Source organism: Erythrobacter ramosus (assembly GCF_009828055.1).
Lineage (GTDB): Bacteria > Pseudomonadota > Alphaproteobacteria > Sphingomonadales > Sphingomonadaceae > Erythrobacter > Erythrobacter ramosus.
The window spans coordinates 710,617-729,280 of the sequence record NZ_WTYB01000001.1 but is presented as its reverse complement, the minus strand read 5'-3'; the positions used below and the strand labels follow the sequence as shown (position 1 = coordinate 729,280).

Sequence of the window (18,664 nt, the reverse complement as noted above, 5' to 3'; positions counted from 1 at the left end):
CCTCACCAAGCCATGCAAATGGCAAGGGAGAGAGAACACATGTCGATGCATCCGATCGCGCACGCCGCGACCCGTCCCGATCATCCCGCTGTCATCATGACCGGGTCGGGCCAGCAGATCACCTATGGCGAAATGGAAGCGGAATCGAACCGCTTTGCCCACCTGCTGCGCGCCCGGGGGATCAAGCAGGGCGATGCCTTTGCGGTGCTGCTGGAAAACCGGATCGAGTATTTCACGATCATCTGGGGCTCGCAGCGCGCGGGCACGATGCTGGTGCCAATCTCCTCGCGCCTGACCGCGCCTGAGGCTGCCTATATCATCCGCGATGCGCAGGCGTCGCTGCTGATCACCAGCGGCTATTTCACCGAGATTCTCGGCGATATCCGCAAGGAGTGTCCGGGCCTGGAAGTGCTGATGATGGATTCAGGCGACGCGGAAGATTTCGCCGCGGCACTGGCCGCGCAGCCGACCACCCCGATCCCCGATCAGCGCGCCGGGATGGTGATGCTCTATTCCTCGGGCACCACCGGCCGCCCCAAGGGCATCCGCCCCGCTCCGCCCGAAGATCCCGATCCGATGGCGCCCGTCCCGCTGCTCGGCCTCGCCACCATGGGCGCAGGCATGCCGGCGGATGGCACGATGGTCTATCTGTCGCCCGCCCCGCTCTACCACGCCGCCCCCATCGGCTGGTGCTCGATCGTCCACCGGCTCGGCGGCACCGTGGTCATGATGGAGAAGTTCGACCCCGAAGAGGCGCTGAAGGCGATCGAGCGCTACAAGGTGACCGACAGCCAATGGGTGCCGACCCATTTCGTGCGCTTCCTCAAGCTCGATCCGGCGGTGCGCACCCGTTACGACCTCTCCAGCCACATGCGCGCGCTCCACGCCGCCGCGCCTTGCCCGGTGCCGATCAAGCGCGAGATGATCGAATGGTGGGGCCCGATTGTGAACGAATACTACGCCGGCTCCGAGATGATCGGGATGACGCTGGTGAAGTCCGAACATTGGCTCGCCAAGCCCGGCACGGTCGGCATCGCGGTGCACGGCAAGGTCCACGTCTGCGGGCCCGAGGGCGAGGAGCTTCCTGCGGGGCAGGACGGGCTGATCTTCTTCGAGAACGTCAACCTGCCCACCTACCACAATGACCCGGCTAAGACCGCCGAGGCGATGCATCCCAGCGGGTGGATGACGCTCGGCGATATCGGCCATCTCGACAGCGACGGCTTCCTGTTCCTGACCGACCGCAAGAGCCACATGATCATCTCCGGCGGGGTGAACATCTACCCGCAGGAGATCGAGAACCTGCTCGTCACCCACCCCAAGGTGATGGACGCCGCCGTGATCGGCGCGCCTTGCCCTGACCTGGGCGAGAAGGTGGTGGCGGTGGTGCAGCCCAAGGATATGGCCGACGCCGGGCCGGGGCTGGAGGCGGAACTCAGGGATTTCCTCAGCGCCAGCCTCTCCAAGATCAAGATGCCCAAGCTGTTCGACTTCCGCCCCGAACTGCCGCGCGAAGCCAACGGCAAGCTCTACAAGCGCGAGTTGCGCGATGAATACGCGGCCAAGGCGAAAGAAACCGCAGCATGAGCGGCGAGGCGATCCTCCCCGGCGACATCGCCCGCAAGGTCATCGACCCCCACGCCTACGCCGAATGGGACGGGCTGCTCGACACCTTCGATCACATCCGCGCCGCCACCCCGGTGGCCAAGGTGCAGCCCGACACGCCGGGGCTGTTCGATCCCTTCTGGCTCGTCACCAGCTATGACGATGTGATGCGCATATCGAAGGACAATGCCGCCTTCCTCAACAACCCGCGCCCGGTCGTCTTCAGCTTCAATCAGGCCATCGAATTCAGCCGCGCCGCCACCGGCTCGAACATGCTGGTCGATTCGCTGGTGGTGTTCGACGCGCCGATCCATCCCAAGTATCGCAAGCTGACCCAGGAATGGTTCATGCCGAGGAACCTCGCGCGGCTGGAGGACGAGTTGCGCGCGTTGGCGGCGCGGACGGTGGACCGGATGCTCGAAAACGGCTCCGGCGAGGTCGACTTCGTGAAGGAAGTCTCCGGCCCCTACCCCTTGCGCGTCGTCATGCAGATCCTCGGCGTCCCGCCGGAGGACGAGTTCCGGATGCAGATGCTTACCCAGCAATTGTTCGGCGGGCAGGACAAGGATCTGTCGGGCTCCGGCATGGACAAGATGACGCCTGAGCAGGTGGTGCAGATCGTCGCGGGCGCGGTGAAAACTTTCGAGGATTACTTCGCCGGCATCGCCGAGGATCGCCGCAAGCACCCGACCGAGGATGTCGCAAGCGTCATCGCCAATGCGCTGGTGGACGGCCAGCCGCTGCCGCCGCGCGACATGGCGGGTTACTACATCATCGTCGCCACCGCCGGGCACGACACCACCAGCGCCAGCACAGCGGGCGCGATGCAGGCCTTGGCGAATGACCCGGAGCAATGGGCGCGGGTCAAGGCCGACCGCTCGCTCCTGCCCGGCATCGTTGAGGAAGCGATCCGCTGGACCTCCCCCGTCCAGCACTTCATGCGCACCGCCGCCGAGGATGTGGAGCTCGGCGGGCAGCAGGTGAAGCAGGGCGACTGGCTGATGATCAACTACGTCGCCGCCAACCATGACCCCGCGCAATTCCCCGACCCGCGCCGGTTTGACGCGGCGCGCTCCCCCAACCGGCACCTCGCGTTCGGCGCAGGCGCGCACCAGTGCCTCGGCCTGCATCTGGCGCGGCTGGAGATGCGCATCCTGTTCGAAGCCCTGCTCGACCGGGTCGCGAGCGTGGAACCAGCGGGCGAGGCCAAGCGCGCCAGCAGCACCTTTGTGGGCGGGCTGAAGACTTTGCCGCTGCGGGTGACGGCGGCATGACCCGTTGATGATTTCCCTGTTATCGCAAAGCGGTTTGGCTTAGCTCTCGCCGGATGAGGCTCGGCTGGGACGAAATCAAACGGCGCGCCAAGGCGTTTAGCGAGGAATGGCAGCACGCCCATTACGAGAAGGGCGAGACGCAAACCTTCTACAACGAATTCTTCGAAATCTTCGGTATCAAGCGCAAGCAGGTGGCGATCTACGAACAGCGGGTGAAGCTGCTGAAGCAAAAGCACGGCTTCATTGACCTGTTCTGGCCCGGCACGCTGCTGGTCGAACAGAAAAGCAGCAATCTCGATCTCGACAAGGCGCAAGGCCAAGCGCTCGACTACGTCCAAGGCATCCATTCCACAGACCAGCCGCGCTGGGTGCTCACCTGCGATTTCCAACGCTGGCGGCTGCTCGATCTGGAGACGGGCGCCGAACTCCAGTTCCACCTGAAAGACCTGCACAAGCACATCACCGCCTTCGATTTCATGCTGGGCCGCAAAGTCAGCTTCGAAACGCAGGCGGGCGTCACCATCAAGGCGGCGGAGCTTATGGGCAAGCTCCATGATGCGTTGGAGGCATCGGGCTACACTGGCCACGATCTGGAGCAACTGCTTGTCCGGCTGCTGTTCTGCTTGTTTGCGGACGATACCGGGATTTTCCAGCCGAAAGACATTTTCCTCCAACTACTGGAAAACGACACACGGTCCGATGGCAGCGACACCGGCAGTGTGCTCGCTGAATTGTTCGACATTCTCGACACGCCAGAAGGCCAGCGACTGGCAGGCACGGCGGCAGAGCTCGACGCCTTTCCTTATGTGAATGGCGCACTCTTCAAAGATCGGCTGCGCATCCCGAAATTCGATGCGACAATGCGCGAGCACCTGCTGGACGCGTGCCGCCATGATTGGTCCGGGGTTTCACCCGCCATTTTCGGCTCGCTGTTCCAGTCGGTCATGGATGCCAAGGAACGCCGGGCCAAGGGGGCGCACTACACGACCGAGGCCAATATCCTGAAGGTGATCGGTCCGCTGTTTCTCGATGATCTGAAGGCGGAGCTAGCCAGCATCATCGCCCGGCGCACCGGCCGCGACAAGGCTTTGAGCGAATTCCAGCACAAGCTCGCGCGCCTCACATTCTTCGATCCCGCCTGCGGCTGCGGCAATTTTCTTGTCATTGCCTACCGCGAAATCCGGCGGCTGGAGCTGGAGGCTTTGAAGGCCCAATATGGCGACCAGCAGATTGACGCGGCGCTGTTATCCCGTGTCACAGTCGATCAGTTCTACGGCATCGAATACGAGGAATTCCCGGCGCGCATTGCCGAGGTGGCCATGTGGATGATGGACCATATCGCCAACAATGCGATCAACGAGGCGTTCCGGCTCAATTACGCCCGCATCCCGCTCAGGGATTCCGCCCACATTCTCCATGCCGACGCGCTGGAAACGGATTGGAGCGCGCTGCTTGCGCCAGAGCAGTGCAGCTACATTATGGGCAACCCGCCTTTCGTCGGCGCGAAATTCCAGAGCCAGCTTCAGCGCGAACAGGTGCGCAAGATTGCAGGCCTTGGGGGTAGCGGCGGCACGCTCGATTATGTCGCGGCGTGGTTTATCAAGGCCGGGCAATATCTGCATGGCACTTCCTCGCCTTTCACCAACCCCCGTCACCCTGAACGTGTTTCAGGGTCCATCCCGCCTCCGGCACCGGATCCAGCCGACGAATGGATGCTGAAACAAGTTCAGCATGACGAAAACAGGAGCAGTGGTGGTGGCTCGGCTCGCCCCGGCAACCGCCGCATCCGGATCGCCTTCGTTTCGACCAACTCGATCTGTCAGGGCGAACAGGTCGCGCAGCTTTGGCCGATCCTGTTCGACCGCTTCGGGCTGGAGATTGCCTTTGCCCACCGCACCTTCAGCTGGGGCAGCGAGGCGCGCGGCAAGGCCCATGTCCATGTGGTTATCGTGGGGTTGGCGCACCGCGACAATGAACCAGCGGAGAAACGGCTGTTTTCCTATCCCGACATCAAGGGCGATCCGGTGGAAAGTCAGCACGGCGCGCTGACGGCATATCTGTTCGATGCGCGCGGAGTGGCGAACAGGCATCTTGTAGTCGTTGAAACGACACGCCCGCTTTCCCCACGTCCCGCAATCGTTTTCGGAAACATGCCGAACGATGACGGCAATCTCATTCTCTCGGCTCAAGAGCGCTCGGAACTGTTGGCAGCATATCCAGAGGCGGCCAATCTGGTCAGGCCGTTGTTCGGGGCGAAAGACTTCATTGATGGAAACTATCGGTTTTGCCTTTGGCTCCGGGATGCCGCCCCGGCGACCATCAAGTCCATCCCCCCGATCATGGAGCGGCTCAAAAGGAACAGAGAATATCGGGCAGCAAGTAGCAGGCGGGCGACCCAACAGTTAGCAGAATACCCCGGCTTGTTTGGAGAAATAAGGCACACGGAACAGCCCTACGTTCTGATTCCCCGACATTCATCCGAGCGAAGGGACTTCATCCCCTTTGGCTTTTGCCCTGCGGAGAGCGTCGCGCATGACAGTTGCCTGTTCATGCCCCATGCCTCTTTTTTCGACTTCGCCATCCTGACCAGCCGCGCCCACATGGCATGGCTCGGACACATGGGCGGAAGGCTCAAGAGCGATTACCGCTATTCGATTGGGTTGGTCTACAACACCTTCCCGTGGCCAGACACTTCACCAGCGCAGCGCGAGAAGGTCGGAGCGTTGGCGCAAGCCGTGCTTGATGCCCGCGCCGCGCATCCCACGTCGAGTCTGGCCGATCTCTATGATCCCGACACCATGCCCGCGAACTTGCGCAAGGCGCACACCGCGCTCGATACCGCCGTGGATCGCCTCTACCGCCCCGCCCCCTTCGCCAGCGACCGCGACCGGGTGGAACACCTGTTCGGGCGCTACGAAGCGCTTGTGAACCCGCTGGAGCGGCTCGGCGCGGCCCGGAACCGCCAGACCAACAGGCGCGTGGCCCGTAAGGCGAAGGGATAGGGCGAAGAGACAGGCGGCGCGCTTTCCTACTCGGCGTGCCGGTGGCAGGATCGCGGGCGATGGTCCCCGCTCGCTGCCTTGAACTACCGCTTGTTCGCCGCCCCGCAGCCGCGTGCGGGCGGGGGGTTTTCCTGTTCTGGACAGTGTCTCATGTGTCTCAAGAGCCTGCGAACCTGAACGGAATGGCGGGCGGGCAGGGCTACTTCAGCAAGTCCAGCGCAATCGCCCGCACCTCCGCGCCCATGTCGGGGCGTGCGAGCGCGATGGCGAGGGTCGCTTCGACGAACCCGACCTTGCTGCCGCAGTCGTACCGGGCGCCGTCGAAGGTCACGGCATGAAACGGCTGGGTGCCGATCATCTTGGCCATCGCGTCGGTCAGCTGGATCTCGCCGCCCGCGCCCTTGCCCTGGTTCTCCAGCACCCGCATCACCTCGGGCTGGAGGATGTAGCGGCCCGAGACGATCTTGTTGGATGGCGCGTCGGCTTGGCGCGGCTTCTCCACCAGCCCGCGCACCTCGGTCAGCGCGCCATTCGCAGCGCCGGGGTCGATCACGCCATAAGACGAGACCTGCGCCATCGGCACTTCGAGCACGGAGATGAGGTTTCCGCCAACCTGCTCATATGCCTCGACCATCTGCTTCATGCATCCGGTGCCGCCTTCGCGGGCGACCATCAGCTCGTCAGGGAGGAAGATCGCAAACGGCTCGTCCCCGACAATCGCACGGGCGCACCAGATCGCGTGGCCCAAGCCCAGCGGCACCTGCTGGCGCACCGCGATGATATCGCCGGGCGTGGCGCGGGTGCAATCGAGCACCGACAGGTCCTTGCCGCGCTCGCTCAACGTCTGTTCGAGTTCAAACGCGATGTCGAAGTGTTCGACAATCCCGGTCTTCCCGCGCCCGGTGACGAAGATCATCTGTTCGATCCCCGCCTCGCGCGCTTCGTCCACCGCATACTGGATCAGCGGACGATCAACGACAGGAAGCAGCTCCTTGGGCACCACCTTGGTGGCGGGCAGGAAGCGGGTGCCAAGACCGGCTACGGGGAAAACGGCTTTCCGGATCGGCTTGGGAGACATGCACTGCCCTCGTTGCTTGCTTCTGGTTGCCTTGTGTCCCGCGCCTCGTGCCTTGCGCCATAACCGAGGTCAATGATTGATCGGAAACCGGCCCCGGCGAGTTGCACGAAAGGCACTTTTCGCTAAGGCGGAATCATGGACAAACTCATCATCCGCGGCGGCAACCGCCTTTCCGGCACCATCCCGATCTCCGGCGCGAAGAATGCGGCGTTGACGCTCATTCCATGCGCGCTGCTGACCGAGGAACCGCTGACGCTGCGCAACCTGCCGCGGCTGGCGGATATCGACGGGTTCCAGCACCTGATGAATCAGTTTGGCGTCACGACGGTGATCCAGGGCACGCGCCCGGAGGATTTCGGCCGGGTGATGAGCCTTGAGGCGACGCGGATCACTTCGAACGTTGCCCCCTATGATCTGGTGCGCAAGATGCGCGCGTCGATCCTGGTGCTCGGCCCGATGCTCGCCCGCAGCGGCGAGGCGACTGTCTCAATGCCCGGCGGCTGCGCGATCGGGAACCGCCCGATCGATTTGCACCTCAAGGCGTTGGAAGCCTTCGGGGCCAAGATCGAGCTGGCGGCCGGTTACGTCCGCGCGATCCAGCCCGATGGCGGGATGCCGGGCGGGGACTTCGACTTCCCGGTGGTGAGCGTCGGCGCGACCGAAAATGCGCTGATGGCCGCGGTGCTGGCGAACGGCACCAGCCGCTTGTTCAACGCCGCGCGTGAGCCGGAGATCGTCGACCTCTGCAACATGCTCGTCGCGATGGGCGCAGAGATCGAAGGGATCGGCACCTCCAACCTCACTATCCACGGCGTGAAGCGGCTGCACGGCGCGACCTACCGCGTCATGCCTGACCGGATCGAGGCCGGCTCCTACGCCTGCGCTGCCGCGATCACGGGGGGCGAAGTGCGCTTGGAAGGCGCCAAGGCTGACGACATGATGGCGACGATCCACGCTTTGCAGGCCATTGGCTGCGACGTGACGTGGGACGCCAAGAGCATCACCGTGGGCGCGAACGGCGCGCTGAAAGCGACCAACCTCACCACCGCGCCCTACCCCGGCCTTGCCACCGATATGCAGGCGCAGCTGATGGCGCTATTGTGCAAGGCCGAAGGCGCAAGCGTGCTGAAGGAAACGATCTTCGAAAACCGCTTCATGCACGTGCCGGAACTGGCACGCATGGGCGCGGACATCACCACCGAAGGCCGCACCGCGATCGTCAAGGGTGTCGATCGCCTGACCGGCGCGGAAGTCATGGCGACCGATCTGCGCGCCTCGATGAGCCTAGTCATCGCTGCACTCGCTGCCGAGGGGGAGACGACCGTGCGGCGGCTCTATCACCTTGATCGCGGGTATGAGCGGCTGGAAGAGAAGTTGCAGCTGGTGGGAGCGGATATCGAACGGGTGGATGATTGAGCCTTTACTCCCCTCCCTCAAGGGAGGGGGCTTTTCACCACCAGCCACACCCGGATCGCACTGGCCAGACCCGGAGGCGTGGGTGACTTGATCCGCTCGGCATCTATGCGGGCAACCAAGGCGGCAATCGCCAGCCCCTCGCGTGCGGCTGCGCTCTTCAGCATGTCCCAGAACAGCGGTTCAAGGCTGATCGAGGTCTGGTGGCCCGCAATACTCAGCGAGCGTTTGACCGGGGGGTGATAGGGGGAGTCCATGCTTGCCCCCATCTACACTTATGCCGCTTCGAAGTCGTCCACATATTCGGGAAGGAACCCCGGCTCGCGTGTCGACCAGCCGGGCGCGGTGGCTGCGGCTTCGCTCAAGCTTTGTAGCAGCAGCTTGCGGCGTTCCGGGCGGATCGAGGGCAGTGCGGCGGCAGCGCAGAAGGCGGCGGGCAGATAGGGCCGCGCGCGGGCACCGAGCAGGCGTTCATAGAGGAACCGGAAAGCCGAAAAGCACCCCAGCCGCTCCTGCTCCAGATCGAAGGCAGCAACCCGCACCAGCTTGCCGAGGAAGCGTTCGACCTCCTGCGGGGTGCCTTCGTGCGGGATCAGCGCGCGCAGGGACTTCAGATCCTGATAGGCGACATATTGGCGGCGGATCGCGGTATTCTCGCTCTCGCTGCGGCCCCAGCGGCGGAACGCGTCGGTGCGGGCGAGGCCGATGTCGAGGCTGCGCTTGATGTAACGCTGTTCGGCCGGGGCGAACCCGGCAAATTCCCGCATTTCGGCAATCGGCATCATCATGGCGCATGTCTCCTTCAGACAGGGAGAACTGTCGCAGAGCATGGTTAATTTAAGGTTAGGTAGTCAGGTGGGTTCGCGCCAAGTCGCCAAGGGGCCAAGAGGGCAGCCCGCGCCGCAGGCGCAGTCTTTCAACTTGCGCCATAGTCAATGAGAAATGCGGCTTCGCCGCAAGTGACCCATCTTGGCCCCTTGGCGACTTGGCGCGAACCCCTTTAGATCAATCCCGCGAGCGGGGAGGAGGGGTCCGCATACATCCGCCGCGCCATACGGCCCGCCAGATAGGCCTCGCGCCCGGCCTCGACCGCGAGTTTCATGGCGCGGGCCATGCGGATCGGGTCTTTCGCCTCGGCGATGGCGGTGTTCATCAGGATCCCGTCGCAGCCGAGCTCCATGCCGACCGCTGCGTCGGACGCCGTGCCGACGCCCGCATCGACCAGTACCGGCACCTTCGCGCCCTCGACGATCAGGCGGATCATCACCCGGTTCTGGATGCCGAGACCCGAACCGATTGGCGCGCCGAGCGGCATGATCGCCACCGCGCCCGCGTCTTCTAACTGCTTCGCCGCAATCGGATCATCGGCGCAATAGACCATGGGCAAGAAGCCCTCCTTGGCCAGTACTTCTGTCGCCTTCAGCGTCTCGCGCATATCGGGATAAAGCGTCCGCGCTTCGCCCAAAACCTCAAGCTTGACCAGATCCCAGCCCCCAGCCTCACGCGCCAACCGCAAGGTGCGCACCGCATCCTCGCCGGTGAAGCAGCCGGCGGTGTTGGGGAGGTAGGTGATTTTCTTGGGATCGATGAAATCGGTCAGCATCGGCGCTTTGGGATCGGAGACGTTCACGCGCCGCACCGCGACGGTGACGATCTCTGCGCCCGAAGCCTCAACGGCTGCCGCGTTCTGTTCGAAGCTCTTGTACTTGCCGGTGCCGACGATCAGCCGCGAGGTGAAGGTGCGACCCGCTACGGTCCAGGTATCCGCGGCGTGATCGCCCCCGCCGACGAAGTGCACGATTTCCAGCCTGTCGCCATCCGCCAGTGGCGCGTCACTCAGCGTCGAGCGCGGGACGATTTCGCCGTTGCGTTCCACCGCGACTTTCTCGGGCGCAAGGTCGAGTTCGCGGACCAGATCGGCGATGGTGGCGGCGGCGGAACGGTGCGGCGCGCCGTTCAGGGTAAGGCTCTTCGTCATGGCACGGGACATAGGCGCTCAGGCCAAGGCTGCAACCCAAGTGTTTTGAGAGGCTGCGTTTGGATGAGCGCGTCAGCGTGCGGCGCGCAGGTTCAGCACATGGCCGACCGAGACCAGCGCCACGCCCACCAGCGTCAGCAGGAATTCGTTGGTCCCATGCGGCACCACCAGCGCGGCTGCCATCAGCACCAGACCGACCACTGCGACCAGGAACGGCAGCATCCGCCCGTGGCGCAGCAGACCCCAGCCGATCGCAACCGCTGCCACGATCAGCGCCAGCAGCAGGCCGATACGGTGGATGTTTTCTTCCAGCAGGAAATGCCCGCCCAGCCCCAGCGCCGAAACCAGAAACAGCGTGGCCAGACAATGCACCGCGCACAGGCCCGCCAGCCCGATTCCCAGCTGATCGAGTCGGCGACGGAGCGAGGTCCGACTCGCAGGGGGAAGCGCATTGTGGGGCATGATCTCAGCCGCACATATGTAATGTTGTTACATTGTGCAAGGCGGACTTGCGCGCAGAGCATTTGCATTTGCGCCGAACAGGCTTGCACTGGCGCGGCGCGCGGCACAAAGAGCGAGCCACTATGGCCACCTCCGCCTCCGTGTCGAACCTGTTCAAGCCCGCCCCGCAAACCCGCGCCCGGCCCCTGGCGATTGCGCGCTGGCTGGAGCTGGTTGCGCTGCTGGTGGTGGGCATCGTGGTCGTCGGCGGGATTACCCGGCTGACGGAGAGCGGCCTTTCGATCACTGAATGGAACGTGGTCAGCGGCATCCTCCCGCCCTTGAATGAGGCGGCATGGCAGACCGAATTCGCCAAATACCGGCTCACCGCCGAGTTCCGGATGGAAAGCGGCCCGGCCGGCATGGATCTGGCCGCATTCAAGTTCATCTTCTTCTGGGAATGGTTTCACCGCATCCTCGGACGGGTGATCGGGCTCGCTTATCTGCTGCCGCTGATCGTGTTTGCGGCGCGGCGGGCGATCCCGGCGGGTTATGGCTGGCGGCTGGCGGCGATGTTCACGCTGATCCTCGGGCAGGGGGCGCTGGGCTGGTACATGGTGTCCTCGGGCGTCGGGAATACCAACCTGACGGATGTGAGCCATTTCCGCCTCTCAGCGCATTTGCTGACGGCGCTGTTCCTGCTGGCAGGGCTGGTGTGGACGTCGCGCGATTTGCGCCTGCTCGCCCGCGATCCTGCTGCGCGATCGGCACCGCTGACGGCGGGGGCGGCGCTGGTAGCGGGCGTATTATTTGTCCAGCTGCTGCTCGGCGCGTGGGTGGCTGGGCTCAATGCGGGTCTTGCCGCCAATGACTGGCCGCTGATGAACGGGCGGCTGCTGCCCGAGGTGGACTGGTCGCAAGGCGCGCTGTGGACGGTGACGCATGATCCCTTCCTGCTCCATTTCCTCCACCGCTGGTGGGCGTGGGTGGCCGTCGCGGCGCTGGTGTGGCTGGGACGGGCGGTGCGCAAGACGGATCGGTTCGCGAGCATTGCGGTGCACACCGCCTTCGGGACGATGGTGCTGCTGGGGATTGCGACCGTGATGAGCGGGGTCTCCCTGTGGATCGCCGCCGCGCACCAACTGGTCGGCGCGCTGACGGTGGCAGCGACGGTCTGGGCAATGCATAGCAACGGAGTCGCACGGCAAGGCGGAGTGACCGCCTGATGGCCGCCGCGCTTGTGTGGTGCCCCTTCCCCGACGTTGAAAGCGCCCGCGCCGCTGCCGACACGCTGCTCGATGAAGGGCTTATCGCCTGCGCCAATATCCTAGGCACTATCGAATCCCGCTTCGTGTGGGAGGGGACCCGCGCTTCGGGCACCGAGACCGCCGTGCTGTTCAAAACCATCGCCGAGCGGCTGGATGACGTGGTCGAGCGGGTCGGTGAGCTGCATCCCTACGATACGCCCGCCATTCTCGGTTGGCGCGTCGATGAGGCCCATCCGGCAACGCTCACATGGCTGGCCGGAGCCGTTTCCAACTAGCGGTATTATTTTACCGCATCGCGAAATGGCGCTTTTGCTTGACTTTTACGGGTGTCGGCGACATCTGCGCCCCACTTCTCCGCTCGGCCGTGTGCCGCGTGGGGGCGATTCTCCCGGACATTTGCCGGCAGAACAGTTTCGAACCAAGGACACATGCCATGAAGGCGCTCAGCAAGCAGACCCGGTCGATCAAACCGGCCGAGGTCGAAAAGAACTGGCACATCATCGACGCCGACGGTCTCGTCGTCGGTCGCCTCGCCGCGATCGTCGCCAACATCCTGCGCGGCAAGACCAAGCCGACCTACACCCCGCACGTCGATTGCGGCGATCACGTAATCATCATCAACGTTGAGAAGGTGAAGTTCACCGGCAACAAGATGGGCAACAAGATCTATTACAAGCACACCGGTCACCCCGGCGGCATCAAGGAAACCACCCCGGCCAAGGTGCTCGGCGGTCGTTTCCCCGAGCGTGTGCTTGAAAAGGCGATCGAGCGGATGATCCCGCGCGGCCCGCTCGGCCGTGATCAGATGCGTGCGCTGCACCTCTATGTCGGCACCGAACACCCGCATGACGGCCAGAAGCCGCAGGTGCTCGACGTCGCTTCCATGAACCGCAAGAACAAGGTGGCCGCATAATGTCCGATGAAACCACCACCGTCTCGGATCTCGCCGATCTGAAGGACATCGCCGCTGGCGTGCCGCAGGGCGACGCTGCTGAAATCGCCCGCGTTGCCATGCCGCTGCGTGACCGTGAAATCGACGCGCAGGGCCGGTCCTATGCCACCGGTCGCCGCAAGGATGCGGTTGCCCGCGTGTGGGTCAAGCCGGGCACCGGCAAGATCACCATCAACGGCCGCGATCAGGAAACCTATTTCGCGCGTCCGACCCTGCGTCTGGTGATCAACCAGCCCTTCACCATCACGGACCGCACCGGCCAGTACGATGTGATCTGCACCGTGCGCGGTGGCGGGTTGTCGGGTCAGGCCGGCGCTGTGAAGCATGGCATCGCTCAGGCGCTGAGCAAGTACGAACCGGAACTGCGCAGCGCAGTGAAGGCGGAAGGCTTCCTCACCCGCGACAGCCGCGTGGTCGAGCGTAAGAAGTACGGCAAGGCCAAGGCTCGCCGCAGCTTCCAGTTCTCGAAGCGTTAAGCTCTTCCCGCAAGGGATACAGAAAAGGGCGGCCCCGGAAGGGAGCCGCCCTTTTCTTTTGCCGCCCGGGAGACTCGGGCACTCAACGTTGCAGCAGTGAGATCCCGAAAGCCAACCCGCTCGCCGAAAGGAAGATCGGCCACGACCAGTACATTTTGGCATCTGCGAAGTGCACCGCATGAATCGCCAGAGGACCGGCGCTCGATCCTTGTGAGCCGACCACCAGCGCAATCGTCGCAGACAGGATCGCGCCGAAGGTCATCGCCTTGATCAAATCCATCGCCATTCCCTTCTTCGCACCAGCCGCACTGGGGGGAGACTTGCCCCAAGCGACCGTCGGTTGAACAGGGCAGGCAGGAAAGGGCCAGCGCGTGCATGCCATCCCAGCCTGCATCCGCGATTTGACCAACAAAACCTTAAGGCCAATCCTAGGGAAAAGGTTAAGGCGCAGCCCCGAAATGTTACCGATGCACGCCGATCAATGCACCGGCGGATCGACGGGGGGGACACGATCGACCGGAGCGACCGGTTCGCCCGGCGTGCGCGGCGGGGTGGCATCCTCGGGGACATCCTCGATCAGCATGTCGGGCGTCGGCACACCTTCGAGATTGCGCACCGCCACCTCCAGCTGCACGCCGTCCCACGTCAACTCGTTGAAGCTGGGCGGGGTTGAGCGGGTGCGTTCGGACAGGGTGCCCGCGCCAATCATGCGGACAGGGCCTTCGCTGGTCGGCTCAGCGATGTCGAAAGCGTCATGGACATGGCCCGACAGCACCCCGAGCACCCCGCGCCGCGCCAGTTCGCGCAGGGCATTCTCGCCCCCGCGGGTCAGCGCCGTGCCGTGCGTTCCGGCCTCGCGCAGCGGGTGGTGCACCGCCACCAGCGCCCGCGTTCCGGCAGGCAGCCGGTCGAGCGCATCAAGGCAATCGGCCAGCGCCGGGGCGGTCACCCAGCCTTTCGACCAGTTCATGCGCGGCTGCCAGCGCCGCACGGTCTTGAGCGGCACGATCGCCAGCCCTGGTAGGTCGATTTCGCGCTCAACCAGCGACTTCATCCCCTCGAACCGCTTATAGGGATCAAAAAAGCGCTCGATCAGGTTGAAATAGGGCATGTCGTGATTGCCGATGCTGATCGTCACCGGAACGTCGAGCGCGGTGATCCAGCGGGTCGCGGCGGCGAATTCGTGATGGCGCGCGCGCATCGTGTGATCGCCCGTAATGATCACCGCAGCGGGGCGCTTTGCAGCGATCTCGTCGCGCACCCATGCCAGCGCATCGCGGTCCTCCAGCCCGAAGTGGATGTCGGACAGGTGGAACAGGCGCAGCCGGTCAGAGCTCATGCGACGTCGCCAGCAGATCCACCCCGCATGGTTCGACCGAGAAGCGCGAACCGGAGGGGCATTCGCCCGGCTCACCGTCGATCAGGCAGGCCAGCGGGCTGCCATCGGCGCTGACAAGCGTGATGCTGTCGGCAATCCCGAGCCGGTCGTGCGGCCCTTCGCGGAAGCGGCGGCGCAGCAGGGCCCAAGCCTGCCCGGCATAGTCGAGCGCGGCATCGGCGAAGTATCCGTCGATCTGCACACCGTGCTCGCCGGGGGTCAGTTCGACCAGCGGATAGCCGCCGTCGCGCGATAGCCGCCTGTCGGCTAGCATGACGCCTGCCCCGGTGGTGGTGTGGCGCAGCGCCTCGACCGTTTCCTTCGCCATGCTCGCAATGTCGACCTTGCGCATCGATTCGCGCACACGGCTCCACGCGGTGCCCGGACCGACCAGCAACCCCGCCAGTGCCAGCCCGGCCTCGCAGCGCACACAGTCCAACCGCCGCGCCCGCGCACCGCCGCCAGCAACGATGTCGAGAATCGTGTCGAGGTCCGTCGTCCGGTGAAGCCGCAGCGGCAGCAGATTCATCGTTCCGCCCGGCAGCGCCAGCACCGTGCCGCCCCATCCTGACAGTTGATTGATCAGCGTGTTCATGGTGCCGTCGCCGGTGTAGATCACCACATGCGCGATCCCGGCCGCATCCAGCGCTCCGGCATCGGGCAGGGGATCGTCGGGAAAGGCCACCACCCGCTCGACCGGCCAACCGCGCGCCGTCAATGCGGCGGTCAGCGTTTCGGCGGAGGTCTGGTCATTGCTCCCGCTTGCAGGGTTGACCACGAGCCAGCAGGGGGTGTGCGAATCCATTGTCGTTTGTGCTCCGGCGCCCCCGGTTTGGACGCTATACCCGCCCGCTCAGGATCAACCAAGCGGCACCGGCATTGAAGACAGTGTAGGCGGCATAGGCCCAGGCATAGCCCGGCCAGCCTTCGACCGAGAGCAGCAGCGCGAAGAACAGCACCGCAAACTCGCTCACCAATGCAGCGCGGCTGCCCAGCGTCTGGCTGACCTGCGGCAGGCGCGCGAACAGCGGGTGACCGCTTTTGAACACAGCGCGGTTGATCGCGAAGTTTCCGATTCCCAGCAGAAAGATGATGACGGTGGACCAACCCATGGCGCCACTATGGCGCTGCGCTGGTCGATTGGGAACCGCCATTTGTCCCGCCATCAGCACCATTGGTCATCGGGCTGCCGCGTCTGTCGACGGCGGTACACGGGTTGATCGAAGGCCGAATGCGGGCGACAGGAAGGGGGCGTATCAAGGGTTTCAGCAGGGCGCTTGGCACCCCGCCGGATCGGACCCCCGCCCGATCTTAGGCCCCTGCGAGATGGAGGAGATGGAACATGAAACCCCTTGCGAAAACACTCACACATGCCCTTGCGGCGCTTGGCCTTGCCGGCGCGGCGATGAGCCCGGCGCTGGCCGGTGACACCCAGAAGACGACAATCCGGGTCAGCACCGCGGACATCGATCTGGGCACGGCGAAGGGTCAGAAGATCCTCGACAAGCGCGTCGAAAAAGCCGTGCGCCAAGTGTGCCGCACCACCAGCCTGACCACCGGTTCGCGGATGATGAGCCAGGACGCCCTCGCCTGCCTCGCCAAGGCGCGCAGCGATGCCAAACAACAGGTCGCCGCCCGGACACTCGAACAGCAGCGCGGCGGCTAACCGCAGCTGCAATCCTGCGCCTTACCTCAAAGCGCAGTCGATACGGCCCGAACCCTTCCAGTCCCTGGGGTTCGGGCCGTTTTTTTATCTTCCCGCCATAGCCTTGACGCGCGCGAGATAGGTCCGGCCGATGCGCAGCGCCTCGCCGTTGACGAGCTCCGCCGACCACACGCCGAGGCCATCGTGCCGCAGTCCGCGAATATGATCGCGGCGCAGGATGGTGGAACGGTGGATGCGGATGAACTGTTCGGGATCGAGCCGTTCTTCCAGCCCGGCAATGGTTTGGAGCAGCAGGTAGGAGCGCCCCGCTTCCGGTCCGCCAACGTGCAAGCGGACATAGTCACGCTCGGCATCGATCTGGTGGACTTCGCTCACCGCGATGCGCAGCAGCTCGGACCGGTGCGGCACCCACAATTCGTCGAGATAGCGGCTCGCCTTCTGGCGGCGCTGGCCGCGGCGGGCGATGGCACGCTCGATCGCGCGTTCCAGCCGATCGGCCGAGACCGGCTTCAGCACGTAATCGACCGCTTCCAGATCGAATGCCTCAACCGCAAAATGATCATGCGCGGTCACGAAGATCACCACCGGCGATTGCGGCTGATTGGCGAAATGGCGCGCAACGCCCAGCCCGTCCAATTCGGGCATGGTCATGTCGAGCAGCACCAGATCAGGTTCGAGCTTCTCGGCAAGGCGCAGCGCCGCGGCGCCATCGCTGGCGGTGCCGACCACGCGGACGGCGGGGATTTCGGCGCAGATGACCTGCACCCGCTCAACCGCGAGCGGCTCGTCATCGACGATCAGGGTGCGCAGCGCAGTGGTTTCAGTGTCGGTCTCAGGCATGGCGGGCTGTCATTCTGGTCAGGGGGATGCGGATTTCGGTGCGGTAGCCGCCCGGCACAGGGGCGGAGGAAAAGCCGATGTCGGGGCCGAAGCGGGCCTCCAACCGGTCGCGCACATTGGCAAGGCCGATGCCGAACCCGTGCGGCGTCCCCGGCGGTACGCCCGGGCCGTCATCGCTGACGGTGATCACCAACCGATCAAACTCCTCGCGCGCGGCGAGGGTGATTGTCACCGGGCGCGACACCGGCGAGACGGCGTATTTGACCGAGTTTTCGACCAGCGGTTGCAGGATCATCCCCGGCACACGGGCTTCCTCAAGCTCCAGCGGAAGATCGAACACGCACACCAGCCGCGTCGGGAAGCGCACCGCTTCGATATCGAGGTAGAGCTTTTGCAGGTCGAATTCATCGCGCAGGGCGACATCGGCGGTTGGCTCAGTCGCCAGCGAGTGGCGATAGAAACGACTGATCGTCTGGATCATCCGCTCGGCCCGGTCGGCCTTGCCGGTCATCACCAGCGCGGACAGCGAATTCAGCGTGTTGAACAGGAAATGCGGGTTCACTTGATAGCGCAAGGACAGCAATTCGGCGGCCTTGGCGGCAGAGCGGAACTTGTTCTCGCGCTGCTGCGCCGCACGCGCCTGGACGCCGGCGAGCAAGGCAAAATAGGTCGATGCCCAAGCTAGCAACAGGAAGTACCGCCCCAGTGCGACGTCGAGCAGCTTGCGCCAGAAATCCGCATAGGTTTCCGCTTCCTCGATCAGCACGCTCTGCGAATCAGCGGACTGATCATCAGTTCCGCCCGCAGCAGGATCGGCGCGGCGCACCGGCACGTCGATCAGCAGATTGCCGGATTCGTCGCGTCGCAGATTGAGGTTGTACCGCTCAGCATAGGCCTGCCGCTGGGCGAATTCCATGTCCTTGAAGACAACGTAATTCACCTGCCCGATCGCCAAGGCCACCGGCATAGCCAGCACAATCGCGCCCGAGATCTTGAGCCACAAGGGGCGGTTATCGAACAGGCGCAGCAGCAGCCACAGCACCAGCGTCAGCAGAACGCCAACCCCCGTGACCAAAAGCCGCCGCCAGCCGAGTTCGAACTGGAGACCGAAATCCATCACCAGCGCGCGGACCGTGGTGAGCGCGAAGTAGGTTGCCCACAGCACCACCATCGAAAACAGCACCGTGCGGAAAGACACGGTGGGGGTGGGTGGATCAAGAGCTGCGTCGCTGGTCGGGTTCGTTGCCATTGTGACGGCCAGCGATAACGCCCCCGCCCGCTCAGCGCCACTGG

At 64.4% G+C, this 18,664-nt stretch carries 20 protein-coding genes; 9 read left to right on the top strand and 11 right to left on the bottom strand.

What is annotated here, in order from left to right:
* Positions 1 to 45: 45 nt before the first annotated feature.
* Genes GRI59_RS03730 through GRI59_RS15785 form a run of 3 tightly spaced genes read left to right on the top strand, consistent with a single transcriptional unit; the run spans position 46 to position 5,881 of the window.
* Entirely contained in the window at positions 46 to 1,587 is a 1,542-nt protein-coding gene (locus GRI59_RS03730; protein WP_183363577.1) for an acyl-CoA synthetase, read from the top strand.
* On the top strand, positions 1,584 to 2,879 hold the full coding sequence (locus tag GRI59_RS03725) for a cytochrome P450 (RefSeq protein WP_160759839.1): 1,296 nt from the start codon (positions 1,584 to 1,586) through the stop codon (positions 2,877 to 2,879). Before GRI59_RS03730 ends, GRI59_RS03725 begins: the two co-directional genes overlap by 4 nt.
* A 53-nt stretch (positions 2,880 to 2,932) precedes the next feature.
* A complete protein-coding gene (locus GRI59_RS15785) occupies positions 2,933 to 5,881 on the top strand; it encodes a DNA methyltransferase (protein ID WP_237440655.1) in 2,949 nt (982 codons plus the stop codon).
* A gap of 199 nt (positions 5,882 to 6,080) precedes the next feature.
* On the opposite strand, the gene GRI59_RS03715 is transcribed toward GRI59_RS15785, so the two are convergent.
* The gene (locus tag GRI59_RS03715; RefSeq protein WP_160759838.1) at positions 6,081 to 6,959 is read right to left on the bottom strand and encodes a UTP--glucose-1-phosphate uridylyltransferase; all 879 of its coding nucleotides are present in this window, start codon (positions 6,957 to 6,959) and stop codon (positions 6,081 to 6,083) included.
* Positions 6,960 to 7,094: 135 nt separating this feature from the next.
* Here GRI59_RS03715 and murA point away from each other — a divergent pair, with 135 nt between their 5' ends.
* The gene (gene murA, locus GRI59_RS03710) at positions 7,095 to 8,375 is read left to right on the top strand and encodes a UDP-N-acetylglucosamine 1-carboxyvinyltransferase (protein WP_160759837.1); all 1,281 of its coding nucleotides are present in this window, start codon (positions 7,095 to 7,097) and stop codon (positions 8,373 to 8,375) included.
* A 17-nt stretch (positions 8,376 to 8,392) separates the two neighbouring features.
* Here the strand turns inward: murA and GRI59_RS03705 are convergent, their stop codons facing one another.
* The 4 genes from GRI59_RS03705 to GRI59_RS03690 all read right to left on the bottom strand — a co-directional run bounded on the left by GRI59_RS03705 (position 8,393) and on the right by GRI59_RS03690 (position 10,812).
* Entirely contained in the window at positions 8,393 to 8,629 is a 237-nt protein-coding gene (locus GRI59_RS03705) for a ribbon-helix-helix domain-containing protein (RefSeq protein ID WP_160759836.1), read from the bottom strand.
* Positions 8,630 to 8,647: 18 nt separating this feature from the next.
* Entirely contained in the window at positions 8,648 to 9,160 is a 513-nt protein-coding gene (locus GRI59_RS03700) for a hypothetical protein (RefSeq protein ID WP_160759835.1), read from the bottom strand.
* A gap of 212 nt (positions 9,161 to 9,372) precedes the next feature.
* Positions 9,373 to 10,350, bottom strand: coding sequence for a sulfur carrier protein ThiS (thiS, locus tag GRI59_RS03695; protein ID WP_160759834.1), 978 nt, complete (start codon positions 10,348 to 10,350; stop codon positions 9,373 to 9,375).
* 72 nt (positions 10,351 to 10,422) lie between these two features.
* Positions 10,423 to 10,812, bottom strand: a complete 390-nt coding sequence (locus GRI59_RS03690) for a MerC domain-containing protein (protein ID WP_160759833.1) — start codon at positions 10,810 to 10,812, stop codon at positions 10,423 to 10,425.
* Between the two features lie 122 nt (positions 10,813 to 10,934).
* Between GRI59_RS03690 and GRI59_RS03685 the strand changes: the two genes are divergently transcribed.
* From GRI59_RS03685 to rpsI, 4 genes are all read left to right on the top strand, one after another.
* Entirely contained in the window at positions 10,935 to 12,017 is a 1,083-nt protein-coding gene (locus tag GRI59_RS03685; RefSeq protein ID WP_160759832.1) for a COX15/CtaA family protein, read from the top strand.
* Positions 12,017 to 12,334 carry a divalent-cation tolerance protein CutA gene (cutA, locus tag GRI59_RS03680; RefSeq protein WP_160759831.1) on the top strand — a complete coding sequence of 106 codons (318 nt, stop codon included), beginning with the start codon at positions 12,017 to 12,019 and terminating at the stop codon, positions 12,332 to 12,334. Before GRI59_RS03685 ends, cutA begins: the two co-directional genes overlap by 1 nt.
* 158 nt (positions 12,335 to 12,492) lie before the next feature.
* Entirely contained in the window at positions 12,493 to 12,972 is a 480-nt protein-coding gene (rplM, locus tag GRI59_RS03675; protein WP_160759830.1) for a 50S ribosomal protein L13, read from the top strand.
* The gene (rpsI, locus tag GRI59_RS03670; RefSeq protein WP_160759829.1) at positions 12,972 to 13,487 is read left to right on the top strand and encodes a 30S ribosomal protein S9; all 516 of its coding nucleotides are present in this window, start codon (positions 12,972 to 12,974) and stop codon (positions 13,485 to 13,487) included. Before rplM ends, rpsI begins: the two co-directional genes overlap by 1 nt.
* A gap of 82 nt (positions 13,488 to 13,569) precedes the next feature.
* On the opposite strand, the gene GRI59_RS03665 is transcribed toward rpsI, so the two are convergent.
* The 4 genes from GRI59_RS03665 to GRI59_RS03650 form a co-directional block, all read right to left on the bottom strand.
* Positions 13,570 to 13,767, bottom strand: coding sequence for a hypothetical protein (locus GRI59_RS03665; RefSeq protein ID WP_183363518.1), 198 nt, complete (start codon positions 13,765 to 13,767; stop codon positions 13,570 to 13,572).
* 198 nt (positions 13,768 to 13,965) lie between these two features.
* Positions 13,966 to 14,826, bottom strand: a complete 861-nt coding sequence (locus GRI59_RS03660) for a metallophosphoesterase family protein (RefSeq protein ID WP_160759828.1) — start codon at positions 14,824 to 14,826, stop codon at positions 13,966 to 13,968.
* The gene (locus tag GRI59_RS03655) at positions 14,816 to 15,670 is read right to left on the bottom strand and encodes a diacylglycerol/lipid kinase family protein (RefSeq protein ID WP_160759827.1); all 855 of its coding nucleotides are present in this window, start codon (positions 15,668 to 15,670) and stop codon (positions 14,816 to 14,818) included. The genes GRI59_RS03660 and GRI59_RS03655 overlap by 11 nt, the downstream gene beginning before the upstream one ends.
* 34 nt (positions 15,671 to 15,704) lie before the next feature.
* Positions 15,705 to 15,977 (bottom strand): hypothetical protein, encoded by a 273-nt coding sequence (locus GRI59_RS03650; RefSeq protein WP_160759826.1) that lies wholly within the window; start codon positions 15,975 to 15,977, stop codon positions 15,705 to 15,707.
* Positions 15,978 to 16,207: 230 nt separating this feature from the next.
* On the opposite strand from GRI59_RS03650, the gene GRI59_RS03645 reads away from it, so the two are divergent.
* Positions 16,208 to 16,531 (top strand): UrcA family protein, encoded by a 324-nt coding sequence (locus GRI59_RS03645; RefSeq protein ID WP_160759825.1) that lies wholly within the window; start codon positions 16,208 to 16,210, stop codon positions 16,529 to 16,531.
* Between the two features lie 84 nt (positions 16,532 to 16,615).
* Here the strand turns inward: GRI59_RS03645 and GRI59_RS03640 are convergent, their stop codons facing one another.
* Entirely contained in the window at positions 16,616 to 17,371 is a 756-nt protein-coding gene (locus GRI59_RS03640) for a LytR/AlgR family response regulator transcription factor (RefSeq protein ID WP_160759824.1), read from the bottom strand.
* Entirely contained in the window at positions 17,364 to 18,620 is a 1,257-nt protein-coding gene (locus GRI59_RS03635) for a sensor histidine kinase (protein WP_160759823.1), read from the bottom strand. The genes GRI59_RS03640 and GRI59_RS03635 overlap by 8 nt, the downstream gene beginning before the upstream one ends.
* Between the last annotated feature and the right edge of the window lie 44 nt (positions 18,621 to 18,664).